Origin of the sequence: Muricauda sp. MAR_2010_75 (assembly GCF_000745185.1) — a bacterium.
Taxonomy (GTDB): Bacteria; Bacteroidota; Bacteroidia; order Flavobacteriales; family Flavobacteriaceae; genus Flagellimonas.
Window position 1 is genome coordinate 2863897 of record NZ_JQNJ01000001.1, and the last position, 14087, is coordinate 2877983.

The 14087-nt window shown below is 40.4% G+C and carries 15 protein-coding genes and 1 other RNA gene; 10 read left to right on the forward strand and 6 right to left on the reverse strand.

The window, feature by feature from the left end; translation table 11 throughout:
* Positions 1–4 precede the first annotated feature (4 nt).
* Entirely contained in the window at positions 5–886 is an 882-nt protein-coding gene (locus tag FG28_RS12910; RefSeq protein WP_036383449.1) for a Ppx/GppA phosphatase family protein, read from the forward strand.
* Position 887: 1 nt separating this feature from the next.
* On the opposite strand, the gene FG28_RS12915 is transcribed toward FG28_RS12910, so the two are convergent.
* Both FG28_RS12915 and FG28_RS12920 read right to left on the reverse strand, forming a co-directional pair.
* Positions 888–1469 (reverse strand): tRNA-(ms[2]io[6]A)-hydroxylase, encoded by a 582-nt coding sequence (locus tag FG28_RS12915; RefSeq protein WP_036383450.1) that lies wholly within the window; start codon positions 1467–1469, stop codon positions 888–890.
* Positions 1470–1523: 54 nt separating this feature from the next.
* Positions 1524–3263 carry a DNA polymerase III subunit gamma/tau gene (locus FG28_RS12920; RefSeq protein WP_036383451.1) on the reverse strand — a complete coding sequence of 580 codons (1740 nt, stop codon included), beginning with the start codon at positions 3261–3263 and terminating at the stop codon, positions 1524–1526.
* Positions 3264–3373: 110 nt separating this feature from the next.
* Here FG28_RS12920 and rnpB point away from each other — a divergent pair.
* An RNA gene (gene rnpB, locus FG28_RS20345) (RNase P RNA component class A) lies at positions 3374–3677 on the forward strand.
* Between the two features lie 23 nt (positions 3678–3700).
* Here rnpB and dgoD read toward each other — a convergent pair.
* From dgoD to FG28_RS12940, 4 genes are all read right to left on the reverse strand, one after another.
* On the reverse strand, positions 3701–5026 hold the full coding sequence (gene dgoD / locus FG28_RS12925; RefSeq protein WP_197062597.1) for a galactonate dehydratase: 1326 nt from the start codon (positions 5024–5026) through the stop codon (positions 3701–3703).
* A 100-nt stretch (positions 5027–5126) separates the two neighbouring features.
* Positions 5127–5669, reverse strand: coding sequence for an RsmD family RNA methyltransferase (locus FG28_RS12930; RefSeq protein WP_036383452.1), 543 nt, complete (start codon positions 5667–5669; stop codon positions 5127–5129).
* Entirely contained in the window at positions 5669–6502 is an 834-nt protein-coding gene (locus FG28_RS12935; protein ID WP_036383453.1) for a DUF3822 family protein, read from the reverse strand. The genes FG28_RS12930 and FG28_RS12935 overlap by 1 nt, the downstream gene beginning before the upstream one ends.
* Positions 6483–7130, reverse strand: coding sequence for a hypothetical protein (locus tag FG28_RS12940; protein ID WP_036386557.1), 648 nt, complete (start codon positions 7128–7130; stop codon positions 6483–6485). The genes FG28_RS12935 and FG28_RS12940 overlap by 20 nt, the downstream gene beginning before the upstream one ends.
* 195 nt (positions 7131–7325) lie before the next feature.
* On the opposite strand from FG28_RS12940, the gene FG28_RS12945 reads away from it, so the two are divergent.
* From FG28_RS12945 to FG28_RS12980, 8 genes are all read left to right on the forward strand, one after another.
* Entirely contained in the window at positions 7326–8759 is a 1434-nt protein-coding gene (locus FG28_RS12945) for an ATP-dependent RecD-like DNA helicase (RefSeq protein WP_036386560.1), read from the forward strand.
* Between the two features lie 30 nt (positions 8760–8789).
* The gene (locus tag FG28_RS12950) at positions 8790–9356 is read left to right on the forward strand and encodes a DUF4126 domain-containing protein (RefSeq protein ID WP_036386562.1); all 567 of its coding nucleotides are present in this window, start codon (positions 8790–8792) and stop codon (positions 9354–9356) included.
* Positions 9357–9394: 38 nt separating this feature from the next.
* The gene (gene kdsB, locus FG28_RS12955) at positions 9395–10108 is read left to right on the forward strand and encodes a 3-deoxy-manno-octulosonate cytidylyltransferase (protein ID WP_197062657.1); all 714 of its coding nucleotides are present in this window, start codon (positions 9395–9397) and stop codon (positions 10106–10108) included.
* Positions 10099–10806 (forward strand): HAD family hydrolase, encoded by a 708-nt coding sequence (locus tag FG28_RS12960; protein ID WP_036383455.1) that lies wholly within the window; start codon positions 10099–10101, stop codon positions 10804–10806. The genes kdsB and FG28_RS12960 overlap by 10 nt, the downstream gene beginning before the upstream one ends.
* A gap of 68 nt (positions 10807–10874) precedes the next feature.
* The gene (locus FG28_RS12965; protein WP_036386564.1) at positions 10875–11930 is read left to right on the forward strand and encodes an iron-containing alcohol dehydrogenase family protein; all 1056 of its coding nucleotides are present in this window, start codon (positions 10875–10877) and stop codon (positions 11928–11930) included.
* A 43-nt stretch (positions 11931–11973) separates the two neighbouring features.
* Positions 11974–12513 (forward strand): 1-acyl-sn-glycerol-3-phosphate acyltransferase, encoded by a 540-nt coding sequence (locus tag FG28_RS12970; protein ID WP_036383456.1) that lies wholly within the window; start codon positions 11974–11976, stop codon positions 12511–12513.
* Between the two features lie 518 nt (positions 12514–13031).
* On the forward strand, positions 13032–13361 hold the full coding sequence (locus FG28_RS20970) for a hypothetical protein (RefSeq protein ID WP_036383457.1): 330 nt from the start codon (positions 13032–13034) through the stop codon (positions 13359–13361).
* Positions 13362–13662: 301 nt separating this feature from the next.
* Entirely contained in the window at positions 13663–14058 is a 396-nt protein-coding gene (locus FG28_RS12980; protein ID WP_225604828.1) for a hypothetical protein, read from the forward strand.
* Positions 14059–14087 lie beyond the last annotated feature (29 nt).

Here is a 14087-nt window from a genome sequence, read left to right on the forward strand (position 1 = left end):
TAACTTGATCATACGAAAATTTGCCGCTATTGATATTGGATCTAACGCCATTAGGTTGTTGATCAACAACGTTATCGAACACGAAGAAAAACCTACCGTATTCAAAAAAAGTGAACTGGTTCGGGTACCCGTTCGTTTGGGCGAGGATTCGTTTTTGAGAGGGGAAATTTCAGAAAGGAATTTAAAGCGCCTGATCAAGACCATGCAATCCTTTGATTTGTTGATGCAGGTCTATGGTGTGGAAAAATATATGGCCTGTGCCACCTCGGCCCTGCGTGAAGCCAAAAATGGACAAGAAGTCATTGAGAAGGTCCAAAAGGAGTCCGGGGTGCAAATCCAGATAATAGATGGAAAACAAGAAGCTTCCATTATTGCTTCCACGGACTTGAAGGATCTTATTAAGAGTGATCGATTCTATCTCTATGTTGATGTTGGGGGCGGAAGTACGGAATTCACCATTTTCGACAAAGGAAATCCAGTTATGTCCCGCTCATTTGAAATTGGAACCGTTCGCATTCTCAATGATTTGGTGAAGGATACGGTTTGGGATGAAATAAAGCTGTGGATCACTTCCAATATGAACGTGGAGAACAAGGTTGAAATTATTGGGTCAGGCGGAAACATCAACAAACTCCATAAAATGTCCGGAAGAAAAATAGGGCAGCCCTTATCCTACATTTGGCTGAATGCCCAATACCACTTTTTGAACAGTATGGACTATGAAGATCGCATATCAGAATTGGGATTGAACCAAGATAGGGCCGATGTAATTATACCGGCCACCAAAATTTTCCTCAATGCTGCCAAATGGAGTAAGGCTAAGAAAATTCATGTACCCAAAATCGGTTTGGCCGATGGAATGATCAAGACCTTGTACTATCGGTGAATTAACCGTGCATGGTCTCTTTTTTGCCCAAGTCTTTCATTAATTGGGCTTCATATTCCAAGAGGTCTTGCCATTTTTTATCTACCTCTGCGTTATTCCCATATTTACGGGCAAACTTTAAGAACATGGTATAATGGTTGGCCTCGCTGGCCATAAGGTTGCGGTAAAACTCAGAAAGTTCCTCATCCTGAATTTCTTCGGAAAGTAATCGGAATCGCTCGCAACTGCGGGCCTCAATGAGGGCAGCATACAGCAGTTTGTGTACCAAATGGGTTTCACGGCTCCCGCCTTTTGGAAAGAATTTCATCAGCTCCAAAACATATTCATCTTTGCGCTCGCGACCCAAAACCCAACCACGTTTCAAAATTTTGTCGTGGACCATGTTAAAATGCCCCATTTCCTCCCGGGCCAAAGCGGTCATTTCCTTGACCAATTCCGATTTTTCTGGAAAACCTATAATCAAGGATATGGCTGTACTGGCCGCTTTTTGTTCACAATAGGCGTGATCGGTAAGGATTTCTTCAATATTTTTTTCAACAATGTTCACCCATCTGGGGTCTGTTGGTAACTTAAGCCCTAACATGTATGCTTTTTTTGAATTTTCCAGTGCAAAGATAGGAGTATTGCGACAAGCAGTTTAGAAATCTAAATCAAACTCTTTGCGCAAGAGGTCTATGGCCGGATTTTTTTCCTTTAGTTTTTCATATTTCTCCTGAGGGGTAAAGGCAAATTTCTTGGCCACCTCCTCATTTACGGTAATGTGCAGTGTAATGGAATAATTGTTCAGATTTTGTTTGAGATGATCCAATATCAAACTTTGTTCCCGTTCAACTTCTTTTTTCATGGTGCCGTTGGGCAGCTCAATCCAAATGGTGTTCTCGTTTTTTAGTTTGGGCACATCGGTCTGGAGATTACTGGCCAGGATTTTTCGTCCTTTATTTTCAAGAATATGGACAAAATCATCCCAATGTTGTTGCATGTCGGCCTCTGAAAATGGTTCGCTGGGCAGCTCTTCATGGGGAACATCCGGTGTCTTTGTCTGTTCATGCGCCTTTTTGGCCTTGATACTGGAAAGTGATAGCCCAGAAACCCGTTTTTCTGGAGTCTTTATCTGGATCTTTTTGGCAGGTTGATAGCTTTCTTTGGGTTCTTGAACTACAGCTTCTTCTGGTTCAGCGACTTGAACAACCTCTTCCTTGTTATCTTCTTCAAGCTGTTTTGAAGCTGTGCCATTAGTCTTGGGAGCTACAGTTCCATTTTTGGGTGCAGTGGAAGTAAAATAGGAAGCAGGGATTAAGAAACTAGCGTTTTTTTTTTCTCCATCAAAAGTGATGGATGCCAATTTCATTAAGGTGAGTTCCACCAGTAACCGCTGATTTTTGCTCGATTTGTATTGAAGATCGCAATTATTGGCCATATCAATGGATTTCAACAAAAACTCTTTTGATGCTTTTTTGGCCTGCTCTTGATAGTGCTGTTGTACATCTTCACCCACTTCCAAAAGGGGTAGGGTATCTGGATGTTGGCAAACCATTAAATCCCTAAAATGTGATGCCAATCCTGTGATAAAATGGTGTCCATCAAAACCAAGGGACAAGGTTTTGTTGAAAAGTACCAACAATTCAGGAATTTTGTTCTCCAAGATAAGATCTGTTGCTGTAAAGTAGGTGTCGTAATCCAGCACATTGAGGTTGTCCGTTACGGCTTTTCGGGTCAACTGTTTTCCTGAAAAGCTTACGACACGGTCAAAAATGGAAAGCGCATCACGCATGGCACCATCCGCTTTTTGGGCAATGATGTGGAGTGCACTTTCTTCCGCTTCAACCCCCTGTTGCTCGGCAATATATTTAAGATAGTCCGCTGCATCTTTCACTGTAATTCTCTTAAAATCAAAGATTTGACAACGGGATAAAATGGTAGGGATAATCTTGTGCTTTTCCGTGGTGGCCAAAATAAAAATGGCATGTTTTGGAGGTTCTTCCAGGGTCTTTAAAAAGGCATTGAACGCCGATTGGGACAACATGTGAACCTCATCAATGATATAAACCTTGTATTTGCCCACTTGTGGTGGAATCCGGACTTGGTCAATAAGACTTCGGATGTCATCCACAGAGTTGTTGGAAGCAGCATCCAACTCAAAAATGTTGAAGGCAAAATCCTCATCTTCCCGCTCGGTTCCATCTTGGTTGATTTTTTTGGCCAAAATCCGGGCACAAGTGGTCTTGCCAACCCCTCTGGGGCCACAGAACAACAAGGCTTGGGCCAAATGGTTGTTTTCAATGGCATTCAGTAGGGTATTGGTAATGGACTCCTGGCCCACGACATCCTTGAAGGTCTGGGGACGGTACTTCCTCGCTGATACTACAAAAGGTTCCAAAATTGTGGGAAAAGATTGTATTACTACAAATATAAAAATAGGAATGTGTAAAGCCACTTGTCTGCAACCTAGATCACCTTTTTTTATTAACAATTAGGTTACCTTTGCCGCCAGCAGGCCACCTTATCGCTGCAATCCTGAGCAATTGGGGTTGAAGAGGAAAGTCTGGACACCATAGTGCAGCATAGCGGGTAACGCCCGTCCGCCGAAAGGCGAGGACCAGTGCAACAGAAAGGATGTACAGTTCGGCTGTAGTGAAATCATGTAAACTCTATGCGGTGAAACGTCACGTAAACCAGCGCTTTGAGGGCTGCACGCCCAAGCTGGAGGGTAGGCGGTTAGAGCTTTTGGGCAACCAAAAGTCTAGATAAATGATAAGGCTCGACAGAATCCGGCTTATGGCCTGCTTTTTTTATTCAAACTTTAAAGGTGTTGTCTTAATGGTCAATTACTGACCCATCAAAACTGTCCCACATTTCAGGAAATTCCCATTCTTCTACCCCACGTTCATTTTCTACTAAATCATCATCCAATTCAAGCCCAAGACCTGGCCCATCTATGTTTCCTGCTAAGGAAATATGACCATCATCATCCATCACCAATGGTTTTTTAATATAACTTTTCCCAAGAGAACTGCGTTCTACACCATCATTTGGAGCTGCTTGTAGATTAGGTAATTCGTGTGCCAATAGGTTGGGAATACTGGCTACAACATGCAAAGATGCTACAGCTCCAACAATGCCTTCTTTAGCATGGGGCAACATGGCTGCGTAGAAAGCTTCAGCCAAAGATGAAATAGCCTTAAGTTCTGTAATACCCCCACAATGGGTTATATCTGGTTGAAGGATAGAAGCAGCGCCTAATGTCAGTAATTCTCTAAACTGCCATTTTGTAACCATTCGTTCACCCGTTGCAAAAGGAATATGGGTCTTTTTGGCCATTTCTGCCATTAGGGGAAGATTTTGAAACTGTATTGGTTCTTCATAAAACCAAGGTTGAAATTCTTCCAGGGCCTTAATCAAAATCATAGAAGTTTGTGGCGAATGGTCTCCATGTAATTCTATTCCCATATCCACTTTTGGGCCAATGACATCCCTAATAGCAGCAATATTGTCCACAACTCCTTGTACAAAATCAGGATTCTCTACATAACGAGACAGTCTACCACGACTGTATGTAACGCCCACTTTCATGGATGTATATCCCTCGTCAATCACTTTTTGTGCTCCTTCAGGAGAACCGGCCTGCCCATATACCCTTACTCTGTTCCTATTTGGACCTCCAAGCAACTCATATACTGGAACTCCAAGTGCTTTTCCCTTAATGTCCCACATGGCTATGTCAACTGCAGATAAGGCACTGGTAAGAACAATGCCTCCTCGGTAGAATGCATGACGGTATATGGCTTGCCAATGATGTGCCGGTTTTCTTGGGTCTTTTCCAATCAGGTATTTTTCTAATTCTTTAATGGCGGCCATAGTTGTGGGTATACGCCCTTCAACTGTTCCTTCACCAATACCCACAATACCAACATTAGTGTACATTTTCACAAAAATTGTTCGTAAGGTATGTACAGGAATAATTTCCAGTTTGGTAATTTTTATAGGGTCTTTGGGAGATACAAGCGCTTTGTTGACATTGAACGTATTGCCGGCTTCAGAATATTTTATGGGTTGACCAACAAGTTGTTCTGTAACCAAAAGCCCAGCCATACCTGCAGTCATATTTCTAAGCCAATTTCTTCGAGAAAAATCCTTTTTCATTTTTGGTAAGGTTATATCGTTTTTTACTGATTAAACATATAATTATGAGAAAAGTATAACATCTGTATAACCTAAAAGTAAGGAATAAGTCTTAGCTTTCTTATGCAGCAATAGTAAAAAAGCTGAATATACTACCGCCGTATTTTCGGCTCTCTGCAAAATGGGGATGTTCGGATAAATCAGTTTGATCGGAATGCTCAATTACCAAAAGGCCATCTTCTTTTAATAATTCATTTTGAAAAACAAGATTGGCAATGCTTAAAAATTGTGCGATGTCAAAATCGTAGGGGGGGTCTGCAAAAATGAGGTTGAACTTTTCCGTGGTTCGCTTCAAAAATTTGAAGACATCAGATTTAATGGGCGTAATTTGGAAATCGAGTTCTCTAGCTGTTTTGGAAATAAATTGTACACAACCTGCATAGCTATCCACAGCAGTAATTTCTTCAGTGCCCCTCGAAGCAAACTCAAAACTGATGTTGCCCGTCCCGGAAAAAAGATCCAGTACCTTAAGCTCATCCAGATAATAGCGATTGTTGAGAATATTGAATAACCCTTCCTTGGCCATGTCCGTAGTGGGACGTACTGGAAGTTTTTTTGGGGCGGTCAGTCTCTTTCCCTTATATTTTCCCGAAATAATCCGCATTATAAGGCGCTCAGTATAGAGAAATCAATGGCGTCGTTCTCCAATTCATCAAGGGGAAAGGATGAGGTATGGGGAACAAAAACGGAAACCTGTTTTACATATTGGTGACACAAATTGTAGATAGGGTCTCTTTCCTCAATGGTACCGAACAGCTTAAGTTGAATTTTTTCGGGATCCATCTGTAACTGTTCAAAGCTGAAGAGCAGATAGTACAAAAAATCCTCTTTGGTCTTGAACTCAAACTGATTGTAGAAGATGAGTTTTTTCTCTGTCACCACCATCATTTCCATTTCCTTTTCGGAAACCTGGACATAACAAATCGGTTCTGAAGAAATTCTTGCTTGGTTCAGTAATGTATTGATTAAGACGGTACCACTGTGCTTGAACTCAAATTCACCGAAAATATCAAAAATATAGTTGTTGATATTTGTATACGGCACATAGACATTTACAATTTCCTGATTGGGAATTTCATCAAAGGCTATAAGATCCGTTGCCATGATCTTGGCATTGAACTTAAGATAGTTGGGCAGTTCTTCTGTATTGAAAAGCGGTTTTGGCACCAAACTGAACATGTTGTTCTTGTGGATGACCACTACTTCGGAAAAATCACTGCCAATATCATTTTTCAGGTTGATGATTGTTTTCAGCTCCTTGAGCATGAGATAGGGAGTGGACGGTGTTTTAAAGCTCACTTTCTCGAAAGCCAGGATTTTGTTGGAAATGGTGTCCAGTACACAAAAAGAAAGTCCATTCAAGCCGACTTGAATGGACAATTTTCTAAAAGTGTTATTTTCTTTGGACTGTACTATCCTAGTTGTTTTTTCTGTCATAGATGGGAGGCCAGTTACCATTTGTACTTACATCGGTAAGGGAACCTACTTTGATTTCAGTACCGTTGACTTCCTCTACACTTTGATGGGCGTTTTCCCTGGCCAATAAATCTGCGGGTTGATCATATAGAACAACGTTCTTTTTTACTTTGGCCTCAAAAACAGGGGCTTTGTAGCCACTTTTGTCAATGATGTCCGCTTTCATCTCAAACTTTTCATCATTCTGGGCGTAAGGAACGTTCATCATGGTTTTGTAGCTATCATCGGCTCCAAATAGAGAATCCTTCACTTTTACCTGTCCAAGGGTATCTATGATAACGGTGTCTTGTTGAAGCTCAATTTGATATACTCTATCATATCGCATGAAAGAGGAATCCCTTTGTGTTGTAATGGTATAACTTCCGGTATCGATGAACTGTATTAAACTATTGAAGTTGTCAGCATACTTTCCATTAACAGTTTTATAGGCTTCTTGGGCATCCCTAATATCTTTAAGTTTGGCAATTACCTCAGAAAATCTTTCTTGTCTTACCTTATTGAATTCGATGGGGGCATTGATGGATTTGTAAATTTTGTAGCCCAGAAAAATACTCAAAAGTGCAAAAGCGATCACAAGGATGGGCTTTATTTTTTGAGGTAAAAACTTGTCAATCAGGAATACAAGGCCTATGGTCAGAAGGCATATTAATACTACGATAAGGATTAAGTTTAACATATCTGCTATTGTCTTTCTAAGTTAATTTAGTGGTTACAGACAAATCTACAATTTTTTTTTAATCACGAAACTTTTTGCTTTAAAAAACCATGCTATCTTTAGATGCCTATGGACAAGCCCACAGCATTAAATTTCTTATCGATATTAACAGAAAAATTCCCCCACGTTCCAACTATAAAACAGGATGTGGCCTTGGAGAAACTGGCCCATTTTGTGGTCAATGGGAAAAAGGACGATATTTTCCTTTTAAAAGGCTTTGCTGGAACTGGTAAAACCACCATTGTGGCCACTATGGTGAGCAGCCTTTGGAAAATACGGATGAGTTCCGTTCTCATGGCCCCAACGGGAAGGGCCGCCAAGGTAATGTCGGTCTATTCGGGGAACAAGGCCTTTACCATTCATAAGAAAATCTATTTTCCCAAAAAACAGGCCGGAGGAGGCGTCCAGTTTGTTCTGGCGCCCAACAAGCATAGGAATACCATTTTTATAGTCGATGAAGCTTCCATGATTCCCGACACCCCGGCAGATTCCAAACTTTTTGAAAACGGGTCATTGTTGGACGACCTAATGTTTTATGTGCATTCCGGTCATAACTGTAAACTGATTTTGATAGGGGACACGGCACAGTTGCCCCCAGTTAAGCTCGAAATCAGTCCGGCCTTGGAGGAAGATCGGCTTTCCTTGAACTATAATAAGGAGGTAGAATGTTTGGAATTGGATGAGGTGATGCGGCAGAGCGATGATTCCGGGATTCTCTACAATGCCACCAATCTCAGGGAACAATTGCAATCCCAATTTTTTGATGGCTTTAAATTTGAAACAGGACCGTTTAAGGACATTGTTCGACTTATTGATGGTACCGAAATTCAGGAAGCCATTGATTCGTCCTACAGTGAAAATGGCAAAGAAGAAACCGTCATTATAGTTAGGTCCAACAAAAGGGCCAACCTGTACAATCAAAATATCAGGGAACGAATTCTCTTTTTGGACAATGATATTGCCGTTGGGGATTATATGATGGTGGTCAAGAACAACTATTTTTGGTTAAAGCCCAATTCAGAAGCCGGTTTTATTGCCAATGGTGATATTATTGAGGTATTGGAACTGTTCGCTATTAAGGAGCTCTACGGATTTACATTTGCTGAGGTAAAGGTGAAGATGGTGGATTATCCCAACCAAAAACCTTTTGAGACCGTTCTGTTATTGGATACCATAAATGCACAGACTCCATCACTTTCCTATGAAGATGGCAATAAGCTGTATCAAGAAGTAATGAAGGATTATGCCCATGAAAAATCCAAATACAAAAAGTTTCTCGGGGTCAAGAACAACAAATACTTTAACGCGTTGCAAGTAAAATTTTCCTATGCCATTACCTGCCATAAATCGCAAGGAGGGCAATGGGATACGGTCTTTGTGGAACAACCGTATTTGCCCAATGGTGTGGACAAGGATTATTTACGATGGCTGTATACCGCGGTCACCCGGGCCAAACGTCAACTCTTCTTAATAGGTTTTAAAGATGATTTTTTTCTTGACTAGGAATACCCTATTTTAGTCAGGACCATGAATATGACACCAGATACCATTATAAGTATTTTTTTAGGCATTGGTTTGGCCGCTTCGGTAGGGTTTAGGGTCTTTTTGCCCTTGTTCGCCCTTAGTTTGGCCGCATATTTGGGTGCTTGGGAACTCAATGACAATTGGCAATGGATTGGGAGCTTGGCCGCTTTAATAACATTGGGAGTCGCCACCATCATGGAGATTTTTGCCTATTTTATTCCATGGGTGGACAATGCCTTGGACAGTATTGCCATTCCCTTGGCAGGGATTGCAGGTACCGCTGTTATGGTATCAACAGTGGCCGATTTAGACCCTGTGGTCACTTGGTCCTTGGCAATCATAGCCGGTGGGGGAACCGCTACCGCCATTAAAGGGGCAAATGCAACGGGACGATTGACTTCTACGGCAACAACGGGTGGAATCGCCAACCCCATCGTGTCCACTGTTGAAACAGGTGCCGCTGTGGTTGTTTCAACCGCATCAATTTTGGTGCCCCCCATTGCTGCGATTTTGGTCATCATTATTTTGATTTTCATTTTTAGGATTTACCGAAAACTACGCCCCAAAACCAAATAACAACATCCATCAATCTATAGTAAGTGAGAATAATTTCCATGATCCCGGCGCGCTACCAAGCCTCAAGATTCCCTGCAAAACTCATGCAGGATCTTTGTGGGAAACCGGTCATTGTCAGAACCTATGAAGCAGCCATTAACACGGGGCTGTTTGATGCCGTTTACGTAGTAACGGACAGCACAATTATTTCCGATGTCATCTCTAAAATGGGAGGTAATGTCGTCATGAGCAAAAATGAACACCAAAGCGGGAGTGACCGTATAGCGGAAGCCGTGGAGGACATGGATGTGGACATTGTTATAAATGTACAGGGCGATGAACCTTTTATTGATGGTGAAAGTTTGGGGAAAATCATTGAAGTTTTCAAAAAAGACGATAAAAAAGAGATAGATTTGGCCTCATTAATGACCCCTATAACCGATTGGGAGGAAATCTCAAACCCCAATACGGTAAAGGTCATCGTGGACAATCAAAATTGTGCCCTCTATTTTTCCCGTTCCCCCATCCCTTATCCCCGTGATAAGGAAGTTGACGCTACCTATTACAAACACAAAGGAATCTATGCCTTCAGAAAAAGGGCTTTGATGGATTTTCAAAGATTGCCCATGTTGCCCTTGGAAGCCAAAGAAAAAATAGAGGCCATTCGGTTTTTGGAGTATGGGAAGAAAATAAAAATGGTGGAAACCCACGTCACTGGAATTGAAATAGACACCCCGGAAGATTTGGAACGAGCTGTAAAAGCATGGAAGTAGACTTTAGCAACATAAAAGTTATCGGCTTTGATGCCGATGATACCCTTTGGGTAAACGAGACCTATTTTAGGGAGACTGAAGAGCGTTTCGCGGATTTGTTGGAGGGGTATGAAACAAAGAACAAGGTAGATCAGGAATTGTTCAAAAAAGAGATGGACAATCTGGAAATATATGGATATGGCATAAAAGGGTTTATGTTGTCCATGATAGAATCTGCATTGGAGTTGTCCAACAATAAAATCCCTCAAGAAACCATTTCTGAGATATTAAAATTGGGAAAGGATATGATTTCCCATCCCGTGGAGCTGTTGGATGGTGTGGAAGAAGTACTCTCCAAACTGGTGGACAAATACCGATTGATCGTACTCACCAAAGGAGATCTTTTGGACCAAGAACGCAAATTGGAGAAGTCAGGACTTTCTAAATATTTCCATCATGTAGAGGTGCTCAGTGACAAAAAAGAAAGCAATTACAGTAATCTTTTGGAGCATCTAAATATAGAAGTGGATGAGTTTTTAATGATAGGCAATTCTCTTAAGTCAGATGTATTGCCTATCTTGAAAATTGGTGCCAAGGCTGTACATGTTCCCTTTCATACCACATGGGCCCATGAAATGGTTACGGAAACTGAGCAGATGAACGACCACCTAAAACTGAACAGCCTCAAGGACATTTTAAAATATTTAAATAAACATTGAAGACCGAAAGCAACTTGAAAAGAGAAGAAATAAAATCACACCAGAAGACCGTGTACCGTAATTTTCCTATGGTACCCCGTGTAGTTTTTGGGCAGGGAAGTTTTTCACAATTGGGCGAAATTTTGTTGCCCAAACGTAAAAACGCCGATGCGCCTTTTATTTTTTTGATCGATGACTACTTTGAGACTAGGGATTTGGTTGCCCAGATTCCATTAATGTTCAATGATAAAATCATCTTTGTTTCAGCAGATGAAGAACCCAAGACAGCCCAAGTGGATGCTTTAGTGAAGTTGATCAAAGAAGAATACAGTGAGCTGCCTTCCGGAATAATAGGCATTGGTGGGGGAACCCTTTTGGATTTGGCCAAGGCCGTATCCATATTATTGAACAACAATGGCCTGGCAGAAAACTACCAAGGCTGGGATTTAGTGAATAAGCCGGCGTTGTACCATGTGGGAATCCCTACCATAAGTGGAACAGGAGCAGAGGTTTCCCGAACAACCGTTTTATTGGGGCCAGAGAAAAAACTAGGAATCAACTCAGATTTTACCACCTATGATCAAGTATTGTTGGATCCTGACCTGACCAAAACCGTTCCCAAAGAACAGTGGTTCTACACCGGTATGGATTGTTATATTCACTGTATTGAGTCCCTTACAGGAACCTATTTAAATGCTTTCAGCCAAAGTTATGGGGAAAAGGCCCTGGAACTTTGTAAAGATGTATTTCTAAAAGATATTCCGGCTAGCGAGTCCAGGGACAAATTAATGATGGCTTCATGGCACGGCGGCATGAGCATAGCCTATTCCCAAGTGGGGATTGCCCATGCCATGAGCTATGGATTGTCCTATTTATTGGGAATTAAGCATGGTATTGGAAATTGTATTGTTTTTCAACATTTGGAGGAGTTTTATCCAGAAGGGGTCGCTCTTTTTAACAAGATGGTGGAAAAGCATGATATAAAATTGCCAAAAGGGGTTTGTGCCAACCTTACCCAAAACGATTTTGATGTCATGGTCAATGTGGCGTTGGGATTGGATGCCCTTTGGGAAAATGCCCTTGGGAAGGAATGGAAGACCATTATGACCCCAGAGCGACTTCAAACCATTTACCAAAAAATTTAATGGTAATCAATCTTTCCAACTTGGAACGACTTATTTTGAAAAAATGCACACGCTGGCCAAGTTTATTTACTATAGAATTCTGGGCTGGAAACTGAACGGAACTTTTCCCAATTTGGATCAATGTGTGGTCATTGTGGTACCTCATACGCATTGGATTGATTTTTTTCTGGGATTGTTGGTCCGAAAAGTGGTCAACCAAGAAATCAACTACATTGGAAAAAAAAGTCTGTTCAAACCTCCGTTCGGATGGTTTTTTAGATGGACAGGGGGAGCGCCCGTAGATCGTTCCAAAAATTCAAATACTGTGGACAGTGTTGTCCAGATTTTTAAGGAAAGAAAAATATTCCGATTTGCCTTGGCTCCAGAAGGTACCCGAAAAAAAGTTGACCACCTACGAACCGGTTTTTACCATATCGCCAAAAAGGCCAAAGTACCCATTGTCATGGTTGCTTTTGATTTTGGAAAAAAGGAAGTGAAAATTTCCGAACCATTCCACCCTACCGATAATCAGCAAGCGGATTTTAAAAGAATCCACAATTTCTACAAAGGGGTAGTGGGAAAAATTGCAGAGTATAGTTTTTAGATTTTTGTCTATTCTTTCATGGTATGATAAACGTTCTGTATATCGTCTATTTTATATTAAATAACTGATATTGATTTAACTGTATTTAATTATATTTTTATTAGTTCGATATTAGTTCGATTTCGAGAGGTAATTCTAATGAGTGATTACTTTATTCTCACCAATGATAATCAAAATTTCAAAGAGATTGAAGTAATGCGGGGCATTCATTTGCAAATATACACAGGGGAAAACCACAGTTTTTATGTGGATTTCCTGTAATGGGGTCTCAAATAAATTTTCTAAATTGGAAAACTCCCCCATTTTAAAAGCCACTCAAAATGAGGTGTGTGTATTTCTTACCCTAAAATTGGCTTCCCTAATTTTTTGAATATTTAAAAATTACCGAATATGAAAGCCACGTTCCACTCTTATTTCTCATTTTTTGCTTTTTTTCAGTACCAATTTCAGCTCAATATGGACGGTTTACAGAAGAAGAAAGACTTCGCGAACTCAGGAAAAATAGCGAACCATTACGTTTGCTTGTAGAGGATATCCGTAGGGCGGTTTACCCAAGCGAAAAGGACTTGGACGACTGTCTACCTCCTTTTACAAGTGGAACAATAACCCTTGAAGGGGCATCAGAAGGCGAGGCGGGAATTGAATTAAACCTAGTTCTGTTTAAAATAACATCAAAAAAGAACAAAGGGAAAATAAACAAATCTGTAATAACTTTTGTAAGGCACACGATTTGTAGTCCATTGATGGATAAAGTGAGAGATGGAAGCACGGAGAATTTTAATATTATTAGAAATCTTATTGTCTTATTGTTCAGCCTTTTCAGTTTATTAATTTTAGTGACTATTTGAAACCTTACCCTATTTTTGAAGTTCTTTTGTAACCCAGTCGCACGTAATCATTGTTATATTTGCAATTTGAAATTTTTGGCAATCATATTATAAATATATTTCTTGGCACTCAATTTTATGTCTGATATCTTACGATATAATATATATATATGACCTATCCTATGGAAAGCCTATTTCGCCCTCAAAAGATTTATGGATCTGCAGAATAACTAGTTTTTAGTGCTTCATGAAACCTTTTATCCCTGCTTTCAAGTTTTTGCACAACCTGTGCATCGATTAATTCTTACCTTTGTTGAAATTTATGAAAACACTTTTTTCCATATCAATGTCGCTATTATTCTTTTTTCAGGGAATTAGTATTGATATGGACTTTTGTGGACCCATTAAAGAAATTTCAAGCATCCTAATCCATTACCAAGACCATAAAGTTTATGGTGACTCTTTCCTTGAATATGTAGTTGAAGATTACTTTGGTAACGTAGCAAAAGCTGAAAGGCACCATAATGACTCTGGTAAGCAGAAAACACCAATCCATTCCCATCAGCAATGTTGCCACCCTTTAGTATTAATTATTGCGAACAACAATTCGGCTTTAATTAATCTATTAAAGTTTGAAGGGAAAGAACAGTTTAACTTATATAAAGTAAACTTCACTTCCAGATATTTGGAATCGCTTTTCCAACCACCTAAAGTATAATTCAGTTTTTTTAAGGATAGCTATATCCT

What these genes read in the sequence shown, in the direction of transcription:
- FG28_RS12960 (WP_036383455.1), top strand. Translation starts at nt 10,099, where the DNA reads ATGGAAGTAGACTTTAGCAACATAAAAGTTATCGGCTTTGATGCCGAT.
- kdsB (WP_197062657.1), top strand. Translation starts at nt 9,395, where the DNA reads ATGATCCCGGCGCGCTACCAAGCCTCAAGATTCCCTGCAAAACTCATG.
- FG28_RS12930 (WP_036383452.1), bottom strand. Translation starts at nt 5,669, where the DNA reads ATGCGGATTATTTCGGGAAAATATAAGGGAAAGAGACTGACCGCCCCA.
- FG28_RS12965 (WP_036386564.1), top strand. Translation starts at nt 10,875, where the DNA reads ATGGTACCCCGTGTAGTTTTTGGGCAGGGAAGTTTTTCACAATTGGGC.
- FG28_RS12970 (WP_036383456.1), top strand. Translation starts at nt 11,974, where the DNA reads ATGCACACGCTGGCCAAGTTTATTTACTATAGAATTCTGGGCTGGAAA.
- FG28_RS12980 (WP_225604828.1), top strand. Translation starts at nt 13,663, where the DNA reads ATGAAAACACTTTTTTCCATATCAATGTCGCTATTATTCTTTTTTCAG.
- dgoD (WP_197062597.1), bottom strand. Translation starts at nt 5,026, where the DNA reads ATGAAAAAGGATTTTTCTCGAAGAAATTGGCTTAGAAATATGACTGCA.
- FG28_RS12935 (WP_036383453.1), bottom strand. Translation starts at nt 6,502, where the DNA reads ATGACAGAAAAAACAACTAGGATAGTACAGTCCAAAGAAAATAACACT.
- FG28_RS12915 (WP_036383450.1), bottom strand. Translation starts at nt 1,469, where the DNA reads ATGTTAGGGCTTAAGTTACCAACAGACCCCAGATGGGTGAACATTGTT.
- FG28_RS12950 (WP_036386562.1), top strand. Translation starts at nt 8,790, where the DNA reads ATGACACCAGATACCATTATAAGTATTTTTTTAGGCATTGGTTTGGCC.
- FG28_RS12945 (WP_036386560.1), top strand. Translation starts at nt 7,326, where the DNA reads ATGGACAAGCCCACAGCATTAAATTTCTTATCGATATTAACAGAAAAA.